This window comes from Pseudomonas sp. RIT411 (genome assembly GCF_003057735.2).
Classification (GTDB): domain Bacteria; phylum Pseudomonadota; class Gammaproteobacteria; order Pseudomonadales; family Pseudomonadaceae; genus Chryseomonas; species Chryseomonas oryzihabitans.
On the sequence record NZ_QBIZ02000022.1, the window covers coordinates 1 to 24112 of the forward strand.

Annotated in this window: 19 protein-coding genes; all 19 read left to right on the plus strand. The window is 61.5% G+C overall.

Translation table 11 applies throughout. The annotated features are described in order from the left end of the window. The first annotated feature begins 1313 nt into the window (after positions 1–1313). Positions 1314–1967 carry a hypothetical protein gene (locus DBY63_RS21750; protein ID WP_146750268.1) on the plus strand — a complete coding sequence of 218 codons (654 nt, stop codon included), beginning with the start codon at positions 1314–1316 and terminating at the stop codon, positions 1965–1967. Then, positions 1964–3829: a conjugative transfer system coupling protein TraD gene (gene traD / locus DBY63_RS21755; RefSeq protein WP_093256573.1), complete on the plus strand. Its 1866-nt coding sequence runs from the start codon at positions 1964–1966 to the stop codon at positions 3827–3829. The genes DBY63_RS21750 and traD overlap by 4 nt, the downstream gene beginning before the upstream one ends. Positions 3830–3832: 3 nt before the next feature. Then, a complete protein-coding gene (locus DBY63_RS21760) occupies positions 3833–4276 on the plus strand; it encodes a hypothetical protein (protein WP_074585277.1) in 444 nt (147 codons plus the stop codon). Next, on the plus strand, positions 4269–4910 hold the full coding sequence (locus DBY63_RS21765) for a DUF4400 domain-containing protein (RefSeq protein WP_093256567.1): 642 nt from the start codon (positions 4269–4271) through the stop codon (positions 4908–4910). The genes DBY63_RS21760 and DBY63_RS21765 overlap by 8 nt, the downstream gene beginning before the upstream one ends. 138 nt (positions 4911–5048) lie before the next feature. After that, complete coding sequence (locus DBY63_RS21770) at positions 5049–5852, plus strand: thioredoxin domain-containing protein (protein WP_108576335.1); 804 nt, start codon at positions 5049–5051, stop codon at positions 5850–5852. Next, the gene (gene traL / locus DBY63_RS21775; protein WP_074585280.1) at positions 5852–6133 is read left to right on the plus strand and encodes a type IV conjugative transfer system protein TraL; all 282 of its coding nucleotides are present in this window, start codon (positions 5852–5854) and stop codon (positions 6131–6133) included. The genes DBY63_RS21770 and traL overlap by 1 nt, the downstream gene beginning before the upstream one ends. Positions 6134–6140: 7 nt before the next feature. Beyond that, on the plus strand, positions 6141–6779 hold the full coding sequence (locus DBY63_RS21780; RefSeq protein ID WP_074585281.1) for a TraE/TraK family type IV conjugative transfer system protein: 639 nt from the start codon (positions 6141–6143) through the stop codon (positions 6777–6779). Continuing rightward, entirely contained in the window at positions 6769–7965 is a 1197-nt protein-coding gene (locus DBY63_RS21785; protein WP_108576334.1) for a type-F conjugative transfer system secretin TraK, read from the plus strand. The genes DBY63_RS21780 and DBY63_RS21785 overlap by 11 nt, the downstream gene beginning before the upstream one ends. A gap of 10 nt (positions 7966–7975) precedes the next feature. After that, complete coding sequence (locus DBY63_RS21790; RefSeq protein WP_108576333.1) at positions 7976–9337, plus strand: TraB/VirB10 family protein; 1362 nt, start codon at positions 7976–7978, stop codon at positions 9335–9337. A 94-nt stretch (positions 9338–9431) separates the two neighbouring features. Next, positions 9432–9944, plus strand: a complete 513-nt coding sequence (traV, locus tag DBY63_RS21795) for a type IV conjugative transfer system lipoprotein TraV (RefSeq protein WP_064306970.1) — start codon at positions 9432–9434, stop codon at positions 9942–9944. Positions 9945–9973: 29 nt separating this feature from the next. Continuing rightward, positions 9974–10366 (plus strand): TraA family conjugative transfer protein, encoded by a 393-nt coding sequence (traA, locus tag DBY63_RS21800; protein ID WP_064306971.1) that lies wholly within the window; start codon positions 9974–9976, stop codon positions 10364–10366. 80 nt (positions 10367–10446) lie between these two features. Beyond that, entirely contained in the window at positions 10447–17232 is a 6786-nt protein-coding gene (locus DBY63_RS21805; RefSeq protein ID WP_108582838.1) for an Ig-like domain-containing protein, read from the plus strand. A 116-nt stretch (positions 17233–17348) separates the two neighbouring features. Then, positions 17349–18038 (plus strand): DsbC family protein, encoded by a 690-nt coding sequence (locus tag DBY63_RS21810; protein ID WP_108576331.1) that lies wholly within the window; start codon positions 17349–17351, stop codon positions 18036–18038. Further along, positions 18035–20437, plus strand: a complete 2403-nt coding sequence (gene traC, locus DBY63_RS21815; protein ID WP_108582837.1) for a type IV secretion system protein TraC — start codon at positions 18035–18037, stop codon at positions 20435–20437. Before DBY63_RS21810 ends, traC begins: the two co-directional genes overlap by 4 nt. Next, on the plus strand, positions 20434–20754 hold the full coding sequence (locus DBY63_RS21820) for a hypothetical protein (protein WP_074585408.1): 321 nt from the start codon (positions 20434–20436) through the stop codon (positions 20752–20754). Before traC ends, DBY63_RS21820 begins: the two co-directional genes overlap by 4 nt. Further along, positions 20751–21242, plus strand: coding sequence for a signal peptidase I (lepB, locus tag DBY63_RS21825; protein ID WP_108576347.1), 492 nt, complete (start codon positions 20751–20753; stop codon positions 21240–21242). Before DBY63_RS21820 ends, lepB begins: the two co-directional genes overlap by 4 nt. Beyond that, on the plus strand, positions 21236–22372 hold the full coding sequence (locus DBY63_RS21830) for a TrbC family F-type conjugative pilus assembly protein (protein ID WP_108576346.1): 1137 nt from the start codon (positions 21236–21238) through the stop codon (positions 22370–22372). The genes lepB and DBY63_RS21830 overlap by 7 nt, the downstream gene beginning before the upstream one ends. After that, the gene (locus DBY63_RS21835) at positions 22369–23040 is read left to right on the plus strand and encodes an EAL domain-containing protein (protein ID WP_093256538.1); all 672 of its coding nucleotides are present in this window, start codon (positions 22369–22371) and stop codon (positions 23038–23040) included. The genes DBY63_RS21830 and DBY63_RS21835 overlap by 4 nt, the downstream gene beginning before the upstream one ends. An 18-nt stretch (positions 23041–23058) precedes the next feature. Then, positions 23059–24105, plus strand: a complete 1047-nt coding sequence (locus DBY63_RS21840; protein ID WP_093256535.1) for a TraU family protein — start codon at positions 23059–23061, stop codon at positions 24103–24105. The last annotated feature ends 7 nt before the right edge of the window (positions 24106–24112 follow it).

The window sequence follows — 24112 nt, forward strand, 5'->3', positions numbered from 1 at the left end:
GTGGACCCAAAGCACCCAAAGCGCCTGGTAGGCCGCAAACGGTAGAAAAGGTTGGCCTTGTACCCCGTACGGCGACGCATAGCGGCGGTGGGCTACTGATACAAGGTGCGGCGCCTGGCGACGACCTAGCGTCTGGATCTGTTACGAAAGAGCCCCACGTTGTGTCGCTGTCGTCCACGCTCGACAAGCGTTCGTCATCGAAGGGCAGGTCTACCGGGTCTTCGAAAGAAAACCAAGGAAGCCGCGACGGCGGCGCGGCCGTCGCCGAGCAGCCTGATGTCCCCCAACCGGCCTCCACAGGGTCGCCGGCGGATCCCCAGCATCCGCAGTCATCCGCAGAACAGGTGACCGAACGTTTAGATGCAGTCATACCGATTTCACCTGGTCCAACCGTTCGGCACGCTGATGCGGTCTACGCCCACGATCACTTCGATATCGATGACGAGGTGCTGGAACTCGTTGGCATGGATCTTCCGGATCGGGCCCTGATAGCGCCGGCGGCCACACCAGCTGATCCAGCCATGCCGGCCGTGATGCTATCCACGCCGCCGACAGAGAATTTACCGCCGAAACAGGGCAGTGCGGACAGCCCTGTTTCGTCGATGGTCATACCCGCGGCGCTCATTGGCTCGGGCGAATTTAGCTTCGGTCAATTGCGTGCTGTCGGCAGCGCCGAGGGCATTGCGCTACCGGGGGACTCGCCCCTAGCGGTCGAGCTGCCCGCCGAAATGGAGCGGAAACGCTACCCGGTTCTGGATGGACAATCGCCTGACCTACCGAAGGCTACCAGGCCGCCGATGGAAGCAGCGGGCGGCGAAATTGACGTCGTGAAAGATTCTTACACTGCCTCCCCAGCCTCTCGTCAAACGCAGAGAGTTCCTGCTCCCAACCAGGCCGTGATCATCGAACCGGACGCGACAGCAGCACCTGGAAGGACGCTGAAAGAATCTTACAGAGGTGAGGACGCTGGACGTGAACCAGCGTCACCACGGCCGAAGGCTCGTGCGGGTGATTCCCGCAATGGGGTGGATACCCGCGCGGCAGCGCCGATTACGGGCGAAGGCATTGACGGCAGGGGTAATAGCGCATTCGCCAGCCAGCCACTACCCGCGGGAAAGGTCGGTGGTAGGGCTGAGCATGCCCCTACTGCACGATCGGCCGGTAACCCAGGGGATGGGAAGCGTCCCGCCGCCGGAAGCCAAAATCCAGCCGGTTCAAGACCAGGACCGTCAAAGGCCACGCGACCGAGCACTTCGCGCGAGCAGCCGCCACCTGGGCTCTTGATCAGTGGCGCGGCTCCTGGACCGGCGCCGATGATCATCGGGCAGCCGCGAAAGCCTCGTCCTGCTGCCCAGGACGCCGTAAGCCCGCCTCCGCCCAAATCACCTTTGAAGCCGACGGAGCGAAAGGCTGTAGCCGAGGTTGCCGCTTCAGAGGTCACTGCCTATCTCGCCCTCTGGCCAGACCTTGCAGCGAAGCTCCTCTGGTACACCCGGCCGGAAAACAAAGACCTGTTGCTGCAGCGAGACGGGAAGCCGTACTGCCTTCATAGCGAGCCAGGGTTTACGCTGGATGACCGCGATGCGCTCATGGCCGCGAACTGGCTATTCGACGACTTCACCGGCACCTATACCGGCCTACATCGCAAAGGCTTCCTGCTATCGCGGTATCTGGGGGCGCTTCTCGAGCAGGTTACGAGTGGCGCCTATGACCACTCTTCTACCGTGGCACGCGACGCTCACGAGGCGAATCAACTGCAGGCGACCGCCGACGCTGTCATCTCGAGGTGTCCGCCGAAAAAGACGGACGGGCGGACCGTGGTCTCCATCTCGGACCGAAGGATGCTCCAGCTCGCGTACGAGCTGAAAACCAGCGAACTTACCCTGAGGAGGGCGCTAATTGCGCACTACCCGTACCTCAAGGTCGGAAACAATCACGTCATTGACCTGACTGAGTTTCCCGCATGAGCGAATGGACTTATGAAATGCCCTGGCGGCCGAATTTCGAGGCGATCGAAATTGCGGGCTGGGTCTTGGGTATGGCTGGGACCTGCGCTGTCCATTTCAGCACGAACCTACCTGCGCAGCCGTTCTACCTGTCCTTGGGTGTGATGGGTGGTTTTGCGCTTCGGCGCGTGCCTGCTGCGCTGCACCTGTACCGGGTAAGGCAGGGGCTGCGTGCGAAGACCGCTACGCTGATGGGCCAAGATGAGCTCATCGAGCAGATGCTCGCCGATCGCGAAAAGATGTACATCGGCGTGGGCTTCAAGTGGACGCAGCGTGAAGGTCAGCAGGTATTCGAGCTGCTCAAGCGGGATATCACGAAGCTCATGCCCCCGGTTCCCGAGGGCTTCATGGGCTCACCCTGGATCCACGGGATCTCGCTGCAACCGGACAAGCCGATTGGGTATAAGCACACGCTCGCCTCTCTCCATACGCTGATCGTAGGTACCACGGGTAGCGGGAAGACCCGACTGTTCGACCTGCTGATCAGCCAGGCCATTTTGCGTGGCGAATCGGTGGTCATACTCGATCCGAAGGGCGATAAGGAAATGTCGGAAAACGCGCGCCGGGCGTGCGAACTAGCCGGCGATGTCAGCCGCTATAAGCACTTCCATCCTGCATTCCCCGACAGCTGCGTGCGAATTTCTCCAACGCAGAATTTCGGCCGCGCCACAGAGCTGGCCTCGCGCATCGCCGCACTGACTGATGGCGAAGGACCGTTCCAGGCATTCGCCCAGATGGCCGTGAACAACGTCATCCAGGCCATGCTGTTCTGCGACATCTTCCCGACGCTGGTGCAGATTCGCCGCGCGCTCGAGGGTGGCCTTGCTCCTCTGGTCATTGAGGCGATTACGGCATACGGCAAGTCCGTTCACCCAGCCTTCGACGCGCTAGCAACCGCGGCCACGAGGCAGGCGAGGACCGAGGAGCTCAAGGCAAAGGCCATGATCTCTGTCTACCGCACTGAGATCGTGCCGCTGAAGCCAAACTCCGACCTCGAGGGCATCCTGTCCATGTTCGAGCACGATCGCGATCACTTCGGAAAGATGATCGCGACGCTGCTTCCGATATTGAACATGCTGACCGCAGGTCACATGGGGCCCATTCTTTCGCCAATCGAAAACGATAGTGGCGATACCCGCGAAATCACCGATTCGAAAACGATCATCGAGAACAACCAGGTGCTCTATCTTGGCCTTGATTCGCTGTCCGACTCGATGGTGGGCTCCGCGATCGGCTCGATCTTCCTCGCCGACCTGGCGGCGGTCGCGGGCCAGCGCTACAACCTTGAAAGCAGCGAGAATCTAAAGCGTCGGCCGGTGAACATTTTCTGCGATGAGGCCGCAGAAATCGTCAACGACCAGCTCGTTCAGCTCCTCAACAAGGGGCGGGGCGCCGGAATGCGCATTTACGTCGCAACCCAGACCATCGCCGACTTCGAGGCTCGCATGGGGTCGCCGGCGAAGGCGCGCCAGGTGCTGGGCAACACCAACCACGTCATCGCGCTCCGGATTACCGATCAGGACACGCAAAAGTACATCGCCGAGAAGATTCCGCCGACGTATTACAAGTACGTCATGCGCACCCAGGGCAACTCGACCAAAGACGATCCGCACATGCACTCGCTGAACGTTGGCGAGCGCCTGATGGACGAGGAGGGGGAGCTGTTCCCAGCCCAACTATTCGGGCAGCTGCCTGACCTTGAGTTCCTGGCCATCCTGGCCGGCGGCCAGGTCGAGAAGGGCCGGATCCCAGTACTGACCAAACCCAAAAAATTCGACAAGGCTGTGGCTCGGGCCCGCCTGCTGGCTGAAGAGGCGGCTTGATCCATGCGTACCCGTTTTGAATCTTTATCTCGCCTGCTTAACGGCGATGCGAAAGCCAAGACCCTGTTAGGAGTTCTCGAGTGCGATTGGCCCACCGCGCTGCAAGTCGTCCCAGCCGCGTTTCGCGTCGAGCAGGAGATGACCAGCGACCCCGACTGTCGGGACGTTCTTACCCGATCGCTGCGCTCGTATCAGGCTGCGCTCGGCAAACCAGATCGGGACCGGCTTGTGGCCTTCATGGGCACCTTCCTGGATGGGCTGGCAGAACTGCTCGAGCAATCGCCTGCGCCCACGGCGGCGCTCCTCGAGATGCATAAGCGCTTGCTCAGCGAAGTCGAGAAAACCAAGGGTGCGGCAGTGCGGGATCGCCTGGAAGCGCTGCTGCTGCCGCCCGACACGTCGATCGGCGTCGTCTGGCGTAGCATCCAGGAGCACCGCAATGGCTGATATCGAAGAAAAGATGCCCGCCGGAATCTGGCTAACCCTGGCCTTCGTCTGCGTCGAAATCCTGTTGATCGTGTGCATCGTGCCGAACGCATTCATCGACCGGGCGATCTTGAAAGAGCAGGACTGGGGGGAGGCGATGATGGGCAAGGCCGCCAGTGACCAACTGATCGACGATACGGCCCGGCTCTACAGCACCATCCATCTCGAAAGTGGGCTCAACGAGACCGTCCGTGACTTTTTCCTGGGAGGGAAGCAAACCCCGGGGTGGGAGTCACTCGAACGGCAGTGGGGAACATTCATCGCGGGGCGAGGAGAGGCGGTGCTCAAGGTTTGCTACCACATCTACTACCGAAGCCTGCTCCTGCTGATGTGGATGCCCTACATGTTGGTCATTCTGGCGCCGGCCGTGCTGGGGGGCTACATGGCTTGGAACATCAAGCGCTACAACTTCGATCACTCCTCGCCATTCTTGAACACCTACAGCTCAAAAATCATCTCCTGGGTGGTGATGGCACTCGCGCTGTCGTTCATCGCGCCGTTACCCATACCCCCGATGATCGTTCCGCTCGTGGTGATTTTCCTGATCCCCATAGCAGCAAGCCTCCTCATCGGTAACCTGCCGAAACGGCTCTAGCGTATCCGCAGGCGAGTTGGGCGCAACGCCCAGCGACGTTTCTGCTCCCCCGGCCAGGTTTGAACCCTCGGTCGGGGTGGATTGACCGCAAAACGCGCTTGCGCCTGAGCACCATAGCTTCAACAGCTGAGGTGCATCATGAGCTCTAGAATCCCTATCACACTCGCCGGCCTTGCGATCGTCTTGAGTACCGCGTCAGCGCTATATAGCGCTCACGCCCTACGCGAGCAGCAACAGCTCGTCGACCACCTGAATGGTCAGGTTGCGAAGATCCAGCCGTACGCGTTTTCGCGCTCCGATCTCGACGCGCTCCTCTCCAGGCAAAGCCTATCCGTGGCACCCCCGGTGGCGCCAGAGGCACCACCAGCGCCGATGAAGCGTGATAGCGCACCTATCTCCGGCGAGCGTCGCTATGGCGATGCCACCGCCCAGTTCAGCCTGATTGAGTACTCGGACTTCGAGTGCCCCTACTGCAAGCAGTATTTCGCGGTACCCAAGGCCGTGGTCGATAGCTCGCGCGGCAACGCGTCGGTTGTGTTCAAGCATGTTCCGATCCATGGCGAAGCGTCGCGCCGGGAGGCCTTCGCCGCGGAGTGCGCAGCGGCCCAGGGCGGCAACGATGCGTTCTACCGCATGGCCGGGGCCATCTTCAGCTCGACCGCAGGTAACGGTACCGGGACCGAAAAGCCGCTCGCAGTGATCGCCTCCAGCATTGGCCTGGACGGCGCGGCCCTTTCACGCTGCATCGACAACCAGGAGCCGCTGCAGAAAGTAAAAGCGGACTTCCGTGAGGCGGTAGAGCTGGGCATCAAGGAAACACCGACCACCATCGTTCGCCATAACCCGAGCAATAGACAAGTAGTTCTTTCTGGTGCCAAGGGACCCGAAGACATTCTTCGCGCCATGGCGAAACTCGTTCAAGGCAATGGAGCCGCGCAATAATGCAGCCAATTGATATTCCCCAATACGTCGATGATCCGCCTCACCTGTTGTTTTGGCAGGCAGATGAAGTTGCGCCCATTGGGATCGGTCTCGTATTTGGTATGTTCACTGGGTATGCCGCGGTCTGCACTATTGCCGGGTATTTGTTGACTCGTTGGTATCGGAAATACCGCGATGATCATCCGGATGGCTTTATGGTTCATATGCTCTATTGGGCGACCGGATATGCCGGTGCGAAAGCCAGAACCATACCGAACCCCTTTATCCGCGAATTTAACTGAGGTCGCCATGCTGTCTGGCAAATTCAAAAACACCTATCGCGGGACCATGTCGGAGAACGCCTTTCTTCGCAAGATCATCGTTGCGCTTATCCTGCTGGAGGTTCTGACCGTCATCGGCTGGCTGCGCAAAAGCACTGTTGTAGACATGCAGCCGCCGACGCTCGCTGAGCGTGCTTGGGTCGATCAGGACCGCGCTTCGGATAGCTACGTCAGCGCCTGGGCGCTCTACATCGCTGATCGACTAGGCAATGTTAATCCGAAGTCTGCCGAGATCATTAAGGCGACGCTCGAGCCATTGCTCGCCAACGATATCTATCAGGACGTGCTCAATAAGATTGATAGCCAAGTTCATCAGATTCGCCAAGATCGGGTGACACTGGAATTCGAGCCACGCCAAGTCCTGCAAGATAAGGAAAATGCGTCCAAGTACTTCATCGTGGGCAAATCCAAGATGACGGGCCCGAGTGGCCAGCCGAAACAACTCGATATGACCTATGAAATTGAGTTGAAGATCAAAAACTATAAGCCGGTCATTGCCTTCCTCTCTGTATACGAAGGTGCGCCGCGCACTGAAGAAGTAAGAAATCGCGAAGCCAAGGCCGCAGATACTCGCAAGCGTTTGGAGCAGCAGCGCAATGAAAACTAATATCCAAACTCTCACGCTGATCGGCGTCGCGCTGTTTTCTTCAGCATCGATCGCCAACGCTCGTGAGCTCAACATTCCACAGACCTCAGTGGCCGAGTCACGCACTCAGGAAATCGCCGCGGTGCCTGGCCGTGACGTCGACCCGGCCGAGTACGGCCTGCAGGAAGCAGACGAGCAGGTGGCGCGCCAGGCTCTGGCCGAGCAGCAGCAGAAGACGCTACCGAGCGGCGCGGCCGCGCAGCCTGCTGTTGCGCCCGCTGCACCGGCATCCACTCCAACGGTGGCCTCCAGTACCGTGCAGAAGCAGGACCTGGTCAAGGCAGCGCCCGCAAAGGCGTCTACCGATCTGGTTCATGTCGCCGGTGGTGGCCGTGATCTTCCCGCGGTTCCGGCTTCGGTCGCCAAGACCTCTGGTGCGCCCGAGGCCGCGCCGCCGCCGGTGAGTTCGCGCCAGGACGTGGTGGTTCAGCCAGGCGTCAACACGATCATCCCTGCGGCGCTGTTTCACCTGAACCGCATCGTCACCCCATTTGAAAAGCCAGTGGTGCTGACCACCTCCCAAGCTACGGTCGAGACGAAGGGCAACGTGATCTACGTGTCGACCAACAGCGAAAGCCCGGTGACGATGTACATCACTCCCAAGGACGACGAGTCGGTGGCCATCAGCCTGACGTTGGCGCCTCGCAAGGTGCCGCCGATCGAGGCCAACCTGATCATCGGCCAGGTGCCCGGGAGCACCAGCCCGTCCAGCGCCGGTGGCTTCGGTTATGGATCGCGCTACAGCGGGCAGGCCAAGAAGTGGGAGGAAGGCCAGCCCTACATGGAGACCATCAAGGGCATCATGCGCGCCCTCGCCCTGGGCGGTATTCCTAAAGGCTATTCGATGGCCAAGCTGCAGAGCGGCGAGAAGCTTCCCGCTTGCTATCAGCAGGGCCTGAACTTCGACTTCAGCCGGGCCCAGGTGATCATGGGCCACAACTTCCGCGTTCTGGTGGGCGTCGCTCAGAACAACGGCCGCGCGCCGGTCATGTTCGATGAGACCAGCTGCACCCATCCCTCGCTGGCGGCTGCCGCCGCCTGGCCGCGCAACATGCTCGAGGCCGGTGAGAAGACCGAGGTTTACATCGTCACCCGTGTGGGCGAGGCGCCGGCGGAAGATTCGTCCCGCCCGAGCCTGTTGAACTGAGGAAGGCACCATGATCAAGCAAACATGGGCCAACCTGAGCCCGGGGAAGAAGAAGTGGACCGTCATCGGCGTGGCCTTCGGAGGCGTGCTGTTGTTCGTCTGGGGCTTGAGTAGCCTGGGTGGCGAGGTACAGCGCAAGACCAACGCCAAGCCGACGATCACCAACGTCCTGACCGACGCGGATCCGCGTGGTGTCGGGTTGGATTCGCTCAACGCCGAGCAGCGTGCGCAGAGCAAGGAGCTCAACGACCTCAAGCTGACGCTAAAGAACCTCATGAATGGCACCCAGGCCCAGCAAGCGACCGCCGCGGGCCTCAAAGAGATTCAGGGGCAAATAGGGGAGCTGACGGCCCAGCTTGAGGCAACGCAGGCTGCTCAGCAGAAGGCCGAGCAGGACAACCGCGACCTCAGCAAGCAGCTGCAGGAAGCGCAGTCCAAGGCACCGACTCCCGACAAGGCCGCCGAGCTGGAGCGCAAGGCTGCGCAGCAGCAGACGCAGGCGCAGGAGCGCCAGCGGTATGACCGTACGCTGATGGACCCGAACCGCAACCAGGGCAATTTCTTCGCCAACGCTCCGGCGCCGGAAAAGGAGCCTGAGAAGCCGGGCGCAGCGCCCAAGAAGGAAGAGCCGCCGAAGATCATGTCCTACGGGGATGAGGCACCTGCTGAAGATCCCGATGCCGACGCCAAGGAAGAGGACGTCTACCTGCCGGCCGGCGCCATCCTTTCCGGCGCGATCATCACTGGTATCGACGCACCCACCGGTAACGGAGCACGGAAAGATCCTTTCCCTGTCCTGCTGCGGGTGAAGAAGGAGGCCGTACTGCCGAACCGCTTCCGCGCAGACGTTCGCGAGTGCTTCCTCATTGCCAGTGCGTTCGGCGACCTCTCTTCGGAACGCGCCTACATGCGGGCCGAGACGATCTCCTGCGTACGTGACGACGGCGGGATCATCGAAAGCGGCATGGACGCCTATGCCTCTGGCGAGGACGGCAAGGCCGGGGTGCGTGGGCGCCTGGTCTCCAAGCAGGGCGCCATCTTGGCTCGCTCGCTGATGGCCGGCTTCATGCAGGGCGTCTCGGACGCATTCAGCGTGCGCCAGGTGCCGAGCATCAGCATCGCCAGCAGTGGCAGCGGTACGAATGGCCGGACGGTATCGCCCGTCTATGAGCAGGCCTTCAACTCCCAGGCCATGCAGGGCGCCATGATCGGCGGTACCGGCAAAGCCCTCGAGCGCATCGCGGACTTCTACCTGGAGATGGCCGAGAACCTCTACCCGGTCATCGAAGTGGACGCTGCCCGGGAGATCGACTTCGTCGTCAAGAAGGGTGTGCAGCTCAAGCTGAAAACGCTGAGCAAGAACAAAACCTGAAGCCGGCGGGAGCACCCAGCTCCCTTCTATTGAACGCCCTGGAAGGGGGTGAATTGCCCCCTTCCAACATCCCTCGCTACGGATACTCAACCTCATGAAAACGAACCTGCGTAAGGCCCTGGGCCTTGCCGCTGCGGCGGCGCTCACCTCGATGATCAGCGGCTGCTCCATGTTGCAGATCGGCTCGTCCGATTACGGCTGTAAGGGCATGCCCGACGGCGTGACCTGTATGTCGGCGCGTGACGTGTACCAACTGACCGAGAACGAAAACTTCCGGCAGATCGTCGACGAAAAGAATGCCCAGAAGGCCGAGGCCGAAAAGCACGGCGGCCACGCCCCGGCGCCGGCGGTGCAGCCGGAAGTAGCGGCCGGCGAGCGCTACGTCGTGCCTCGCCCGGCGCGTGATCCGGTGCCGATCCGCAGTCAGGCCACCGTCATGCGGGTCTGGGTCGCGCCCTGGGAGTCGCAAGCCGGCGACCTGAACGTACCTGGCTTCATTTACACCGAGATCGAACCGCGCCGTTGGGAAGTCGGTACGCCATCCCTGCGGCCGACGCCGTCGCTGCGTCCGCTTGAATCCCACAAAAAGGCGATCCCCGCCTCGTAACCCCCCCAGCCCTCGTAAGGAGACACAACATGCGCCTGAGCAATCCGGCTAAACCCTTGAGCAACCCGGCCCACCGCGCGCGTCGTCAACGCGACCTGGTGAAGTTCGGCGTCGCCCTGCTGCTCGTCGTGGGCGCATCCAGCGCCATGGCAGGCACCGGCGGTACCGACTTCGACGCCGTCTGGACCACGATCAGTGACTGGATGCAGGGCACCCTCGGCCGCGTGGTCGCCGGCGCCATGGTGCTGGTGGGCATCGTTGGCGGCGTCGTGCGCCAGTCGATCATGGCGTTCGCCACCGGTATCGGCGGCGGGGTCGGCCTGTACAACACCCCGAAGATCATCGAATCGATCATGTCGGCAACCCTGCCGGCCGCCAATGACATGGTGACCAGCGCAGCGCCGCTGCTGCAGATCAACTAGGGAGCCGCCCAGGGCTCACCCCTCTGATAGCCGGCGCATGCCGGCTTTCAGGTATCTGAAACTTGCTCGGGAACCGGCCTGTGAACTGGAAGATTTCGAAGGGACTCGTCGCGCTGCTGTTCGCAGGCCTCGCGCACTACACCAACCAGGTCCAAGCTGCTGAATGCACCGAGTCCAATGCGGTGCTGACGCCTGATTCCCGGGCGGTTTTTGCCGGTGCGCAGATCAAGCTCACCTACAGCGCCACGCGCAACAGCTGCACCTCGGCTGGAAGCTACAGCGTCCCGATCCTGATCGGCGCCGGCACGGGCCAGGAAGCAGGCAAGTGCGGCGGCGTCCGTACCAAAGAGGCCGCCAGCTGCAGTGGTACCGTTACGGCTCCAGCCGGCTTCACCGGCCCGTTGGTGCTTACCGTTGGCGATACGCTCACCGAGGTGATCGTTCAGGCCGCGATCGCGCAGCCGACTGCTCGCGACATCGAAATCTCCGTGGCCGAAGATCAGCCTGCGATCGTGCCGCTCACGTTGGGCGGGGAGGGCGTCACTGCAGAGCAGTTCGAAGTGCTCGATACGCCCGATAGCGCCATTGGCCAGGTCAAGGTTGAGGGCAGCACCCTGACCTTCACCCAGGTGCCCGGGTGGAGCGGCATCGTTGCCTTGCAGTACCGCGGCCGCGATCAGCACGGCACCTACTCCAATACGGCGACCATCCGCATCATCACCACGGGGCGAAACGATCCGCCGGTGGTTATCGCGCAGCCCGTCATCATGACGGAAGACGCGCAAATGACGTTTGAGCCAACGGTGCAGGATCCCGACGCGGTGGACATCTACCGCCTGGTGATCGAAGCACAAGGCAAGGGCGTTGCCGGCGAGGTGCTCGCTGACGGGCACCGCATCAAGCTGACCCCCAAGCCAGACTTCTACGGCCAGGACGTCTTGCGCATCAGCGCTGTGGACGCCGCAGGCGCCAAGAGCGCCGTGGTCGATATCCCAATCACTGTCCAGGGCGTCAACGATGCCCCCGTTGCCCAGCCCATCAGCATCGTGACGGACGAGGACACACCGGGGCGCGCCAAGATCGTCTTCACCGATCCGGATGGCGACGGTCCCTACCAATTTGTCGTGAGCGGCCAGCCGGGCGCGTCGATCGGTGGCTGCGGCCTGGACGGCGACTCCGTGGTCTTCACGCCTGCGCCTGACTGGAACGGCAAGACCACGTGTCAGGTGGCCGTCATCGACGCTGGCAGTGCGGCCTCAGCGCCCGTACCGGTGAGCATCACCGTCACGCCGGTAGCAGACAAGCCAGTGGTCGAGAGCAAGACGGTCACCCTCAACCAGGGCGCTACCAGCAGCTTCACCCTCCAGGTTTCCGACGTCGACGCCAACGACACGGCGACGCTGCGCGCAGTATCTGCGGCAGATCCCGCCTTCGGCAGCGTCAGCTTCACGGGAACGACGGCGAAGGTCTCGCTTAACGCCACCTTCGTCGGTACCCGCGAGCTTCGCTACGTGGCCAAGGACTCCTTTGGCCTGGACTCGGATGAAGGCGTGATCCTCGTGCGGGTATTACCCGTCGCCCAGGCGCCTGTGGTCGATGCCGCATCTGCCAAGACGGCCATGGAGACGCCGGTCACTGTCGAGTTGACCGCTACCGACCCGAACCACGACGCGCCGCTGACCTTTGCAATTCAGCAGCCTGTCGCTGCGGCAGCAGGAACCGTCAGCCTTGCCGGCAACCTGCTGACGTTCAAGCCAGCGACCGGCTACTTGGGCACCGCCAGCGCCAAGGTCACGGCGGCGGATCCAGGTGGCCTGGTGTCCGCTGCACAGACCATCGCCTTCGAGGTCGTCGGTGACCAGGTCATCGGGACCGATCCAGACAATCCGGACAGCCACACCGTGGTGATCGTCCAGCAACCGGATCCGAGCGTCGGGAAAATCACCACCGAAGGCCTGCGCGTTCGCTTCGTGCCGGTCGACGGCTATGTCGGTACCGCCACCTTCAAGTACAAGCTGCGCGATGCCGCCGGCGCCGAGTCGGCTATCAAGGACGGCGCGATCCAGGTCGACAAGACCAACTACGCCCCCAGCGCGGCGAACGCAGCGCTAATTGCCAACGAGGGCCAGGCCTCCGCGCCCGTCACACCCGAGGTGATTGATAAAAACCTCTATGACGCCGGCAAACACACCTTCGCGGTGCCCATCCAGGAGATGCGGGGTACCGCCGAGGTGGTGAACAACCAGCTCGTCTACCATGCCCCCTTTGGCTCGAAGGGCACCACCAGCTTCAAATTCATCGCCCGAGATCCTGCCGGTGCCGAGGTCGTGGGGACCGCAACGGTTACCGTCCGCGGTCGTAACGTCGGCCCGACGCGAGTTGGCCTGAGCCTGGTAACAGACGAGGGCGTCGAGGTATCCGGTACCCCCACGGTGGTCGATCCCAATCCAGGCGATACCTTCACCTTCGCCGTGCCGGCCACTTCCGCGGGCGGCACGGTGAAAGTGCTGAATGGCCAGGTCGTCTACATGCCCAAGCCCGGTTGGACCGGGACCGAGAGCTTCCCCATCACCGCGACGGACGCCGGTGGGGAGTCTGGCAAAGGCACCGTGACCGTGGTCGTCAAGCCACGCAACCTGGCGCCTGAAAGCCTGTCGGGGAGCATCGTGGTGCGCGAGGGTACGGCAAGCGCGCCTTACTACCCACGCATCGTCGACCGCAACGTGGCTGATGCCGGGCGGCATACGCTCCGGCTCGTGCAGCAGGCTGCCAATGGGGGCCTGGCCATCGTCGAGAACCGGCTCGTCTACACGCCGGCGGCCAGCTTCGTGGGTACTGATTCCGCCATCATCGAGGCGACCGATCCTGGCGGCCTGACTGTGCAGGGCACCATTGCTCTGCAGGTCGATCGCTTCAATCTGGCGCCGGTCGCGGCAACCCTGCGCATTAGGACGGTCGAGAACACCGCATCTGCCGCGACCCTGCCAAAGGTCACCGATGGCAATGCCTGGGATTCCTTCACCTATGAGGTGGTGGAACAGCCAAAGTCGGGAGCCGTGGTGGCCACGGCCGGCGGCTACGTGTATACGCCCAACCCGCATTTCGTCGGTAACGACCTGTTCCGCTTCCGGGTGGTGGATAAGGGCGGCGAGTACGTCCAAGCGATGGCCACTGTGGCCGTTGCGCAGCTCAACACCGCGCCGACCGGCCTCACTCCCTCCGTCGTCTATTTCTATGAGGGCGTCGGTGGAAGCCAGCGACTTGCCGCGATCGACGACAACACCTGGGGCTCTCACACCTTCTCCGTGGCCACTCAGCCGGAGCACGGCTACGTGTGGTTCACCGGCGATGAACTCCACTTCAGCACCGACGGCCGCACCGCAACCACCGTCTCTGTCACGGTAACCGATCAGGACGGCGCCGCGGCGACCTTCCCTGTGCGGCTGGCGCCAAGATCCCTCGATGATCCATTCGACAAGTTGCCGGTCAAGGAGCTGTCCCCTAGCGCATTCAGCACGCCGGCGATCACCAAGGAGTTCACTCACCTGGATGGGCGCCCTGGGCTTGTGATCACCGATCAGCAGGCGCTCGCTGAGCTGGGTACCGACATCATCGCCATGGTCGAGCGCAAGTCGGAGGTTGGCCTGCGCGTCGGCCGTCGGCCGCTGGAGCGCGGCCAGGGTGCGCGCCTGGCCATGGACCGGGTCATGAATGGCTCGCTTGGTGCGGCCGTCGCTGCGCTGCAAAGCGGAGCCGCCGGCCATGGCCGCATCCTTCTGGCGCGTGCCGATTTGACCGGTACCGTCTATGCCGTCCCGTTCGAAGTATGGAAGCTCACCGGTGAGCTCAAGGCGACCCCGGCGACGATCGGCCTGGGGCTAGAGTCGGCCCGGATCCAGTTCTCAGCCTCCAACTCGGTGTGCACCAACACCGTCAGAGAAGTCTCGGCGCGCGACAGCAATCCCTATGACAAGCCGGTGTGCCTGTTGCAGTTCACCAAACCGATGCCTGAGGCCAAGGATCTGTCCAGCGACGGTCTGCTGCTGCAGCAGGGCTTCGCCGCGGAGGCGGGCACCTATCCCGTCGAAGCAGCTGCCTACATCGTTGACGACAAGGGGGAGAAGAGCCTGCTGGCGACCTATCCCACCCAGGTGAACGTGGTGCCCATGGCGGGCGCCGTGAAGATGACGTCGAAGTACCCGATGGATACCGTCTATGCCCAGGTCCAGGACCTGGACATCGAGTTCGTCCAGAGCGCAGGACCAACCTGTGATCTGACGGTAATCGAGCGCCGGGCAATCACGGCGGCGGCCTCCTATTCGACCCGGCCGACTTGCCTGGTCGAATGGACCGAAATCCCGCCAGGCCTTGCCATACGGGAGAACTGGGAAAAGCCGGTCCTGCGCGGCGCGGTGACGATGCTCGGCAGCAACCGGATCGCCTGGAAGCTTTCCTCGTTCACGCCCAGCGGCAAGAAGATCGATCTCGGTACCGACCAGTTCGTCTTCACCGCGAAGCAGCCGACGGCTCCGGTGGTGACGTACAAGGGTGCGCAGCAGCTCGGCGATACCCTCCTGGCGGCGCCTATCAGCGGTGGATACGCCGGCGATGCAACCGTGACCGCGGTCAGCGCGCGGCTGACGCTTACGCACAACCTGAACCAGGGTGATTCGATCACCGAGGACATCAACCCGGTCAATGGCGACGTCAGCACCCAGTTGCGCAGGATCTACGCCGCGCCGTTTTCGACGCTGTGGCAGCGCCGGCCCCTCGCCGTGGATGTGGCCTATACCGCTCTGCCCAACATCGCCACCCACTCCGATCTCACGGTGCTGTCCGTTCCGGACGCGAACATCATGCCGGTGATCGACAACGAGAACGGCAAGATCCTCTCGACCGATGCGTTGGAAGTTGGCGTCACGATGGGCGATGCCTACAACAGCCAGGTACCGTACGACAGCGCGACCATGGGCGAGTGGGAGATTCGCCTGGTGCAGCGCCCGGATTGGAACACCGTTGAGGAGATCGCCGGATGGGTCCGCGCCGACGGTGCTGGCCACGCGGCCTTCGAGGTGCCGGTGGAGAAGCTCGCCGGCAAGAACCTGCGCGTGTACGCCGAAGCACGGGTGGTGTCGCCGGAGCCCGCCTACCAGGAGACGCGCACCTCGCCGCGCCCCTTGAGCATCGTCATCCTCAACGGTGCGGCGCTCGACGGCAGTGTCCGGGCGCTACGCCTCACCGGCGAGGCCCCCATGCGCGTCACTCTCTTCGCGGAGGTGAACAACCGGTCTTGGGCGCGGGACCTGGGCAACGTGCGTTGGGAGATGTCCACCAACGGTGGCGAGTGGCAGACCGTGAGCAATCCAAGCAATGCCCCGCAACGGCTGGCGACGACCCTGCAGAAGGGCAGCTACATGATCAGGGCCGAGCTCACCAACAAGAACAGCGGCGCCAAGTCGATGACCCAGGCCATCGAGATCAACGCCTTCAACATCCCCAAGGGATACCTCGCCGGCCCAGGCAACACCTTCGTCGACGCTCAGGCCACCTTCCAGCTCAAGCAGTCGGAAAAGGGCGACGTCATGGATCTGTCCAACATCGAGGCGCAGTGGAGCTTGGACAAGGGGGCTACCTGGTTCGCCGGCAATGACAGCTACTCGGTCACCCGTAGCGCCGAGGAGCGCGTCTACGTCTTCTCGCGCGTCCGGTTCAAGGACGCGCCTGCAGACGATCCGCTGGCGTGGAAGCTGTTGCGCGGTGGCGTTGCGTTCCGGAAGGTGAAGCCCCCGCGCGTGCAGCTGGTGGGTAACCGCCGGCCAGAAGTGGGCAAGGAGTCGACCTGGGTTGCCCGGCTCGTCATGCCGTACACCAACATGGATCTGAAGGCCTCCGGCGAATTCATCATGCCGGATGGAACATCGATCGTTCCCGGTACCACCGCAGCGTTCACACCTACGGAAGAGGACGTGACTGACAAGCCGACCTACATCACCTACCGAGCCTGGATCGAGGGCTATCGCGACAAAGGTGGCGAGGGGCTGACGCAGCAGCGACTGACCTACTGGGAGTACGAGTGGCCGAAATGGGAGCTGCAGCCGAGCCTGAGCGCCGCCTATGTCCCGGCGACGCTTACCCTGCGGATGAGAAACCTCGGCCAGTTCAAGGCGCTGGAGAACGTCAAATATGACTGGGAGCTGCCGAAGGTTGACGGCTACACCGTGGCCAACGAGACGAACGAGACGCTGCGCATCCTGGAGATGAGCAAGGCCGCGGCCTATCCGTTCAAGGTGCACGTCTCTGATGGCCGCGGAAACTACTCGACGGTCGAGCGTACCGTGACCTTGCTGGATCCGCCCCCGTGGACGGTGTCGCTCCGGTGGACAGGCGATAACAACGCGACCCGGGCGCCCCTGAAGGTCCTGGTCATGCCCTCGATCTCGGGTGGCCATCCCAAGGACAAGGTGCTGTCCATGCGCTACACCCTGGGCGGCAAGCAGCTCGATACCAATGGCTCCCGGTATGCGCGAGCAACGTTGGAGAGCGAGGGCGAGTACCAGATCGCTCTGCAGATCGAGACCCAGATGCAGAAGACCGCGGAGAGCGAAGTCGTCATCGATGTGAAGGAAAACCAACCGCCCAAATGCGAGCTCGACGTGAAGGAAAGCTCGTCGTCCTGGCGCGCCAATGCCAACTGCAAGGATCCGGATGGCCGGATCTCTCGCCATCACTGGTTCGTGAATGATGAGAAGCAGGGGCTGAGCGGGTCGGTGATCACCATCTCGAAGCGCACCTATCCGCAGGCGCCGCACATCGTGCTGACCGCCACGGACGATGCCGGCGCCGATTCCGAGCCTGTGGAGTGGTGATTTCCCGCGGGCGCCGCTATGGCGTCCGCGGGTTCCAACCTTCAATCGGGGTGAACTCAAGACTCTCGGATTCAACGCATCGGTAGCCTGACGGTAACTCAAATAGAGGTGCCGTCATGCTGTGTAAGATTCTTACAAGCGCTGTGCTCGCTGCCAGCGCCTTATCCTTCCAACTGGCTTTCGCCCAGAGCGCAACAGACACGGCACCGCTACCGATCAACGGAATGATCGCCGCCGTGAAAAACGAAAAGTTGGCCTTTGTCAGCGACAACGGCCGCTTTGTGTTCCGCGGCTCGCTGTACGACACCTGGAGCCAGAAGGAAATCACCACCCTCGCTGAGGCCGAGCGCGCATCGAACTACATCGATCTGGCCAAGCTGCGCTTCCGGGTGGACGACCTAGCGCCTTTCACCTTCGGCACCGGCTCGAAAGAAGTGGTCATCTTCACAGATCCGCTCTGCCCATCCTGTCACCAGCTGGTGCAGGACCTGAAGCAGGTGAAGGGCTACACCTTCAAGATCCTGGAACTGTCCGCAATGGGCCCCGATAGCGGCAAGATCGTTCGAAGCCTGCACTGTGCCAAGGACAAGTCCGAGGCGCTTGCTGTGGCCCTGGGCGAGAAGAAGCCGCGTGTGGTCGATCAGGTCGGAGACGACTGCGATACCTCCGCTATCGGCAAGCGAATCATCAGCGCGCAGATGTTCGGGGTGAAGGGCGTTCCCTTCATGATCCGTAATGACGGCCTGGTCCGCCATGGGTACGAGAAGGGCAGCCTGGAGCCTTGGCTTGCGGGTGCCAGCCAATGACCAGCTATGTGAAGGGTAACTTTCCGATCGGGGATCTGCTGAGCGTTACGGCGTTCGACGAGGCCAACATGGTCTTTCTCCTCGACGACAACCAGATTGGATTCTCTTTCCTTTGCCAGCCGCTCCCCGGCAGTGATGGGAAGGAAGGCGAGCAGTTGAAATCCGTCCTTAAACAAGCGTGGCCCGCCAACGCAAGTGTCAACTTCTGCCTGTTCGCCTCGCAAAATATCAATAATCCTATCAATGCGATGCTTCGCTTGAGAAATGATACTCCGGAAGGGGTGATCAAGACTGCATTGAAAAATCGCTCGGAATACCTGTTCAAGGGAACTCTGGACCCTATTGACGATTATTCTGGAATCAAGGTCCGTGATATTCACCTTGTAATTACTGTCATGATGCCTATCGCGAATGTCGAACCGACTGACCGTGAAACGCAAATGGCGAGTGAGATCCGCTCCCAATTCGATTCCGTCTTCAAGTCGGTCGGATTGGCGCCGATTGGTATGGGGCGTAATCTCTATCTAGAGGTAATGTCCTCTATCTTGAATCAGGGCGCAGAAGCATCTTGGCGTGACCGAAACGAAATTGAAGCGGATGACGACAAGCCGCTAAAAGTTCAGCTCCTGGATTACGATCGCACGTTGATTCCGCACAAGGATCATCTCCAGATTGGAGATACCCTGGTCAAATGTCTTTCCGTGAAGAAGTTTCCGCGGCGCACGTTGCAGGGAGCGGCCGGATGGTATCTCGGAGATCTGCTCACCGGTGCAACGGGTATTCGCGAAAACTGCCTGATCAGCTTCACGATCTATTTCCCGGAGCAGCAGGGGTTTAAGGACAAACTGGGCGCGAAACGCCAGTGGGTAAATAACCAAGCATACGGTCCTTTGCTGAAGTTCGTGCCAAAGCTGGGCGCAAAGAAGCATGGTATGGATGCGCTGTTCAAAGAGCTTGACGAGGGCGAGTCTGCTGTCCGCTGCAATATGACCATGGTGGTCTTCGCTCCAAACCGTGATCGCCTGATCCGCGCTGCGGCTGAAGCGCGCAACTACATGAGTATCCGCCAATTTACCTTCATGGAGGATCGATTCTTTGTCCTCCCAATATTCCTCAATGCGCTTCCCTTCGGAGCTGATCCTAAAGCTGTTGAGGAGCTTTACCGTTATAAGTCTATGGCTATCACCCAGGCCCTTCCCCTGGTTCCTATCTATGCAGACTGGAAGGGGACCGGCACGCCAACGATGCAGTTCGTATCGCGAAACGGACAGCTGATGTCCTATTGTCTATTCGATTCGGATACCAACTATAACGCTACAATCGCGGCGCAATCTGGTAGTGGTAAGTCGTTCCTGACCAACTATCTGATCACTTCGTATCGCTCGATCGGCGCTCAGGTGTGGGTGATCGACGTTGGTCGCTCCTACTTGAAGTTGGCGAAAGCATTCGACGGCGACTTCGTGGAATTCACCCAGGAGTCTCAAATTTGCCTGAATCCTTTCGAGCTCGTTCAAGATTACTCTGAAGAAGAAGATGTACTGATTGGGCTTTTGAGCGCAATGGCCGCGCCCACCGCTCCGCTCTTGGACTTGCAAATTGCAGGGCTTCGCAAACACACCCATGACGTGTTTGAAAAGTTGGGCGGCGAAATGGTCGTAGACGATGTGGAGAAGTCGCTGCTAAGTGATGAGGATCCGCGTGTTCAGGACATCGGGAAGCAGCTGTATCCGTTCACTCGAGCAGGCATGTATGGCAAGTTCTTCAATGGAAAGAACAACGTTGACTTTAAAAACCCTTTTACCGTTCTCGAACTTGAAGAACTGAAAGGGCGCAAGCATCTGCAGCAAGTGGTATTGCTACAACTAATCTATCAAATCCAGCAAGCGATGTATCTGGGTAGTCGTGACCAGAAGAAGATCGTGATTATCGATGAAGCCTGGTCGTTGCTCACCGAGGGCGACGTCGCCAAGTTCATCGAACACGGTTACCGCCGGTTCCGTAAGTACAACGGCTCGGCGATCACGATCACCCAGTCCGTGAACGACCTGTACGCGAACTCTACCGGCCGGGCGATCGTAGAAAACTCCGCGCATCAGTTCCTGCTCGGCCAGAAGGCCTCCGCGATCGATCTGATCCAAAAGGAAAAGCGCCTCTCGCTCACGGAGGGTGGCTTCAAACTACTCAAGTCGGTGCACACAGTACGAGGCCAGTACTCCGAAATCTTCTTCTCGACCGAACATGGTTCCGGAATCGGGCGGTTGACGGTCGACAAGTATTCCAACCTGCTTTACAGCACCTTCGCGAAAGACGTTGAGGATATTGGGCGTTATACCGACCAGGGTATCCCGACGGCAGAAGCCATCACACGGGTGATGGCTGATCGGGGGCTGGCGGCATGAACCAGACCCTCTCGACGGTCCTGATCTCCGCGCTCGTCTCCATGGCGGTGGTCACTGGCTACGCCTGGCTGTTCAAAACGGACGAATTCGGCACCCAGATCGCAATCGTCGATTACGACGCTGCCACCCGAAACGTCGATGTGCGTGACCCGCAAGCGGTAGATGCGGCCATGGCAGCGCTACGCGCCTCGGCGAACAAGCTCGCTGCCAACGGCTTCGTCACCATCGATAAGCGCGCGGTGGTCAGCTATCCCGCAGAGCTTGAGGTGCCAGCGAGCGCGCCGGGAGCTGCGAAGCAAGCCGAGGATGCCGAGTGAACCGCCACCTCAGGTTTCTGCTGAAGGCCCTCCCATTCAGCTTACTGGCCGCCGGCGCGGCCTGGTACGCGACGTCGCGCTACGAGATAGGGATCGATCCGCAGAAGAACACGTGCCTGGACTGGCGGGTGTTCTTGATCGACCGTTATGACCAGACCGTCGAGCGTGATGCCATCTATGCGTTTCGCTCGACCCAGATGGAACCGTTCTTCCGCAACGGCACCAAGGTCATCAAGTACGTCCGTGGCGTGCCGGGTGACCGAGTCATCGTGACCCCCGAGCGGGTAACCATCAACGGTGAGGCCCAGGGCCAAGGCGTGCTACTGGCCAAACGGCTCGGAAAGCCTGCAAGTCGTTACCGTCGTGACGAGATTGTGCCAGCGGACCAGCTCTGGTTCATGGGCACCTCCCTGGACAGCTTTGACTCTCGCTACTGGGGCTACGTCAGAAAGGTCGACGTGCTCGGCCGGGCGTACCCGATATGGTGAGCCTGCGCGCGGTAATCGGTGTCGTTGCGCTGTTGTTCGCCACGCTCTCGGCCGCCGACAGCGCCGTTGAGCAAGAGCAGGCGGCGCTGGAGCATTTCGCCGCTGATCTCAAGGAGATGCAGGTCAGCACTAAGCAGCAGGTCGACTTCACGCTGCGTAACGAAGACTTCAGCTACCTGAAGCAAAGCCAACCGCTGGCAAGCCCTCTCGAAGCGCCCAAGCCGCCGGTAGACACCCGGAAGGTTGTCTACCAGATCCTGGTGTCGTGGTCCCTGGGCGAGGCAGAGATCAAGCAGCTGCTGCAGAACTATGACGGTGACGAGTCGGTAGAGCTCGTATTCCGCGGTGTGCCCGAAGACATGCCGTTTGCCCTGGCGCTCGCCAAGCTGCAGCGCCTGTCGCTCGAGACCAAGACCAAAACATCGGTGCTGATCAATCCGGTGGTGTTCGAAGAGGCCGGCGTCGACCAGGTGCCGGCGATTCGCAAGTTGGTTGATCAGAAGTCGGTTTACCTGGCGAAGGGCACCACCTCCACCGCGAGCGCGGACGAGGCCTTTGCCCGTCGCAAAGAGCCAGTTCTGTCGCTGGGTCCTCTGGTCGAGATCGCCGAACGTGACCTCATCGAGGTGATGAAAGAGCGGCTGGCCAAAGTCGACATGGAAAAGATGAAAGCGCGCGCCCTGAACACCTTCTGGGACAAGCAGACGTTCGCCGAGCTGCCACGCGCCACCCGGCATCGAGTGCGCGCCCTTGATCCCACGGTTCTGGTGCCGGCGGACATGACCGCGGCAGATGGCACTGTGATCCACAAGGCGGGCGATCGGATCAATCCGCTCGACATGCGTCCCTTCACCCAACGCCTGGTGATCATCGACCCGCTCGACCCGCAGCAGGTCGCCCTGGCCAAGAAGCAGGTTGCGGATTACGGCGCCAAGCAAAACGTCGTGGTGATCGTTTCGCGCGTGGCGCGGGAGCAAGGCTGGGATGGCTTCGCCGCCCTGCAGAACGAGATCGACCACGCCGCCTATGTCCTGCGCGATGACGTGCGCAGCCGCTTCGCCATCGACTTCGTGCCGTCTGTTGTGACGGCCGATCGCCATAGCTTCTACATCGAGGAGTTTGCGCCGTGATCGAGCTTGCCTTGCAGAAAATCCATCATCAGAACGGCGCGGTTCTTGGGCACGAGGTCCTGGCCCGCAAGACCACCGTCCAGGGCGTCCTGGGGCCCGGCGTCTTCATGTCCGGCGCGACCGATGAGGACTGGGAACGCCTGGACGCGGATGTGATCGGCCTGGTCGTAGCGCGGGCGCATGAGTTACCTGCCAGGGGCATCCTGTTCATCAATCTGAGCCCGGCATCCCTGCTCAACCTGCTGCACCTGAACCGGCTCTGTCAGCTGGTCAGCGGCCTTTCGCTTTCCGTGTGCTTCGAGATTCCCGAGCTTTCTCCCCTCCAGGGCGTCGACCTGGAGGAGCGGCTGGTGATGATCCGTCGGCACGGTATCGCCGTGGCCATCGACGACTATGGCCAGGACAGCGCGGATTCGGCCCGTCTCAAACGGCACGCCTGGGACTTCTGCAAGATCGATCTGCCGGCACTGGCCCGCAGTATCAACCTGGACTGGGTCATTGATGCGCGTGATCACTGCACCCGCTGCGGTACCGGTTTGATCCTCGAGAAGGTCGAGCAGGAGCACCTCCTGTGCGAGGTGCTGCTACCGCTCACCGGCGCCGCCCGCCAGGGCTTCGGGTTGTCGATGCCCTTCCTCCTTCCTGCTGCTGCGCTCGCCGCCTCCTGACTCAAGGCCTTTGAACCCATGTTGATTCGCTATGCAGCGGCTCTGATCCTGTTACTGGCCGTTTTCGGCTCCAACGGCGCGCGGGCAGCCGAAGCGTCCACGCCAACAGCGTCCTGCCCGAACGCCGAGCTGTTCAGCGGCAAGCTGTTCACCGACATCTGCTGGGCGTGCCTCTTCCCGATTCGTATCGCCGGCATTTCCATCACGCCAGGCGATGCGCCGCGGGGGGCCTCGAAGAAAAGTCTCTGCATGTGCGAGGACAACCTCGGGATCTGGAAGCCGGGAATCGTGAACTCCATGTGGGAGCCGGCGCGTTTGATCGAGGTGGTGCGCAAGCCGGGCTGCCTGCCTGCGCTTGGCGGCGTGACGCTCGCTATCGGCGATAAGCGACTGTGGGGAACCCACGCCGACGCCACGACCGGCAACCAGGTGAGCCACGAGCGGATGTCGTTCTACAACGTCCACTACTACGCTTTTCCGCTGCTCTCGATCCTCGAGATGTACATGCCCAAGCGTTGCTCACCGGATGGCTATGCGGACTTCGACATCATCCAGCTTTCCGAGATAGATCCCACCTGGACGAACGACGAGTTGGCCTTCTTCGTCAATCCCGAAGCCGCTGCTGTCGCTAACCCGATAGCCCAGGCGGCGTGCACGGCAGATGCCGCGCTGGGTGTGGTCGGTAAGGAGCCGCTGACCTCCCTGTGGTGGTGCGCCGGGACCTGGGGTGAGATCTACCCCATGGCCGGCACCACGCTGCCGAACGATTTCGGCCGGACCACTTCGCTACTCGCTGCCCGGACGCTGGCCACCCAGCACCGGCGCGGCCTGGCACACCTGACGATGGGCGATGACACCCTTTGCCGGGGATCCATCTTCCCGACCATTCCCAAGTCGCAATACAAGATGTCGATGTTCTTCCCGCGCGCAGAGACCAAGAAGGGGCACTACATCGGCGCAAGCCCCCTGACGTGGCAAGGCGGCGAAGGGCGCGCCATTCCCCAGGTCGGCGAAGACGCGCTCTACATGATGTTCCGTTGGAACGACTGCTGTAACACCCTGTGAGGCACCC

Excerpts from the sequence above, each read along its gene's own strand:
- DBY63_RS21770 (WP_108576335.1), top strand. The coding sequence starts at position 5,049 with ATGAGCTCTAGAATCCCTATCACACTCGCCGGCCTTGCGATCGTCTTG.
- DBY63_RS21820 (WP_074585408.1), top strand. The coding sequence starts at position 20,434 with ATGAACCAGACCCTCTCGACGGTCCTGATCTCCGCGCTCGTCTCCATG.
- traA (WP_064306971.1), top strand. The coding sequence starts at position 9,974 with ATGCGCCTGAGCAATCCGGCTAAACCCTTGAGCAACCCGGCCCACCGC.
- DBY63_RS21830 (WP_108576346.1), top strand. The coding sequence starts at position 21,236 with ATGGTGAGCCTGCGCGCGGTAATCGGTGTCGTTGCGCTGTTGTTCGCC.
- traC (WP_108582837.1), top strand. The coding sequence starts at position 18,035 with ATGACCAGCTATGTGAAGGGTAACTTTCCGATCGGGGATCTGCTGAGC.
- DBY63_RS21750 (WP_146750268.1), top strand. The coding sequence starts at position 1,314 with ATGATCATCGGGCAGCCGCGAAAGCCTCGTCCTGCTGCCCAGGACGCC.
- DBY63_RS21760 (WP_074585277.1), top strand. The coding sequence starts at position 3,833 with ATGCGTACCCGTTTTGAATCTTTATCTCGCCTGCTTAACGGCGATGCG.
- traD (WP_093256573.1), top strand. The coding sequence starts at position 1,964 with ATGAGCGAATGGACTTATGAAATGCCCTGGCGGCCGAATTTCGAGGCG.
- traV (WP_064306970.1), top strand. The coding sequence starts at position 9,432 with ATGAAAACGAACCTGCGTAAGGCCCTGGGCCTTGCCGCTGCGGCGGCG.
- DBY63_RS21765 (WP_093256567.1), top strand. The coding sequence starts at position 4,269 with ATGGCTGATATCGAAGAAAAGATGCCCGCCGGAATCTGGCTAACCCTG.
- traL (WP_074585280.1), top strand. The coding sequence starts at position 5,852 with ATGCAGCCAATTGATATTCCCCAATACGTCGATGATCCGCCTCACCTG.
- DBY63_RS21790 (WP_108576333.1), top strand. The coding sequence starts at position 7,976 with ATGATCAAGCAAACATGGGCCAACCTGAGCCCGGGGAAGAAGAAGTGG.
- DBY63_RS21810 (WP_108576331.1), top strand. The coding sequence starts at position 17,349 with ATGCTGTGTAAGATTCTTACAAGCGCTGTGCTCGCTGCCAGCGCCTTA.
- DBY63_RS21840 (WP_093256535.1), top strand. The coding sequence starts at position 23,059 with ATGTTGATTCGCTATGCAGCGGCTCTGATCCTGTTACTGGCCGTTTTC.
- DBY63_RS21785 (WP_108576334.1), top strand. The coding sequence starts at position 6,769 with ATGAAAACTAATATCCAAACTCTCACGCTGATCGGCGTCGCGCTGTTT.
- DBY63_RS21780 (WP_074585281.1), top strand. The coding sequence starts at position 6,141 with ATGCTGTCTGGCAAATTCAAAAACACCTATCGCGGGACCATGTCGGAG.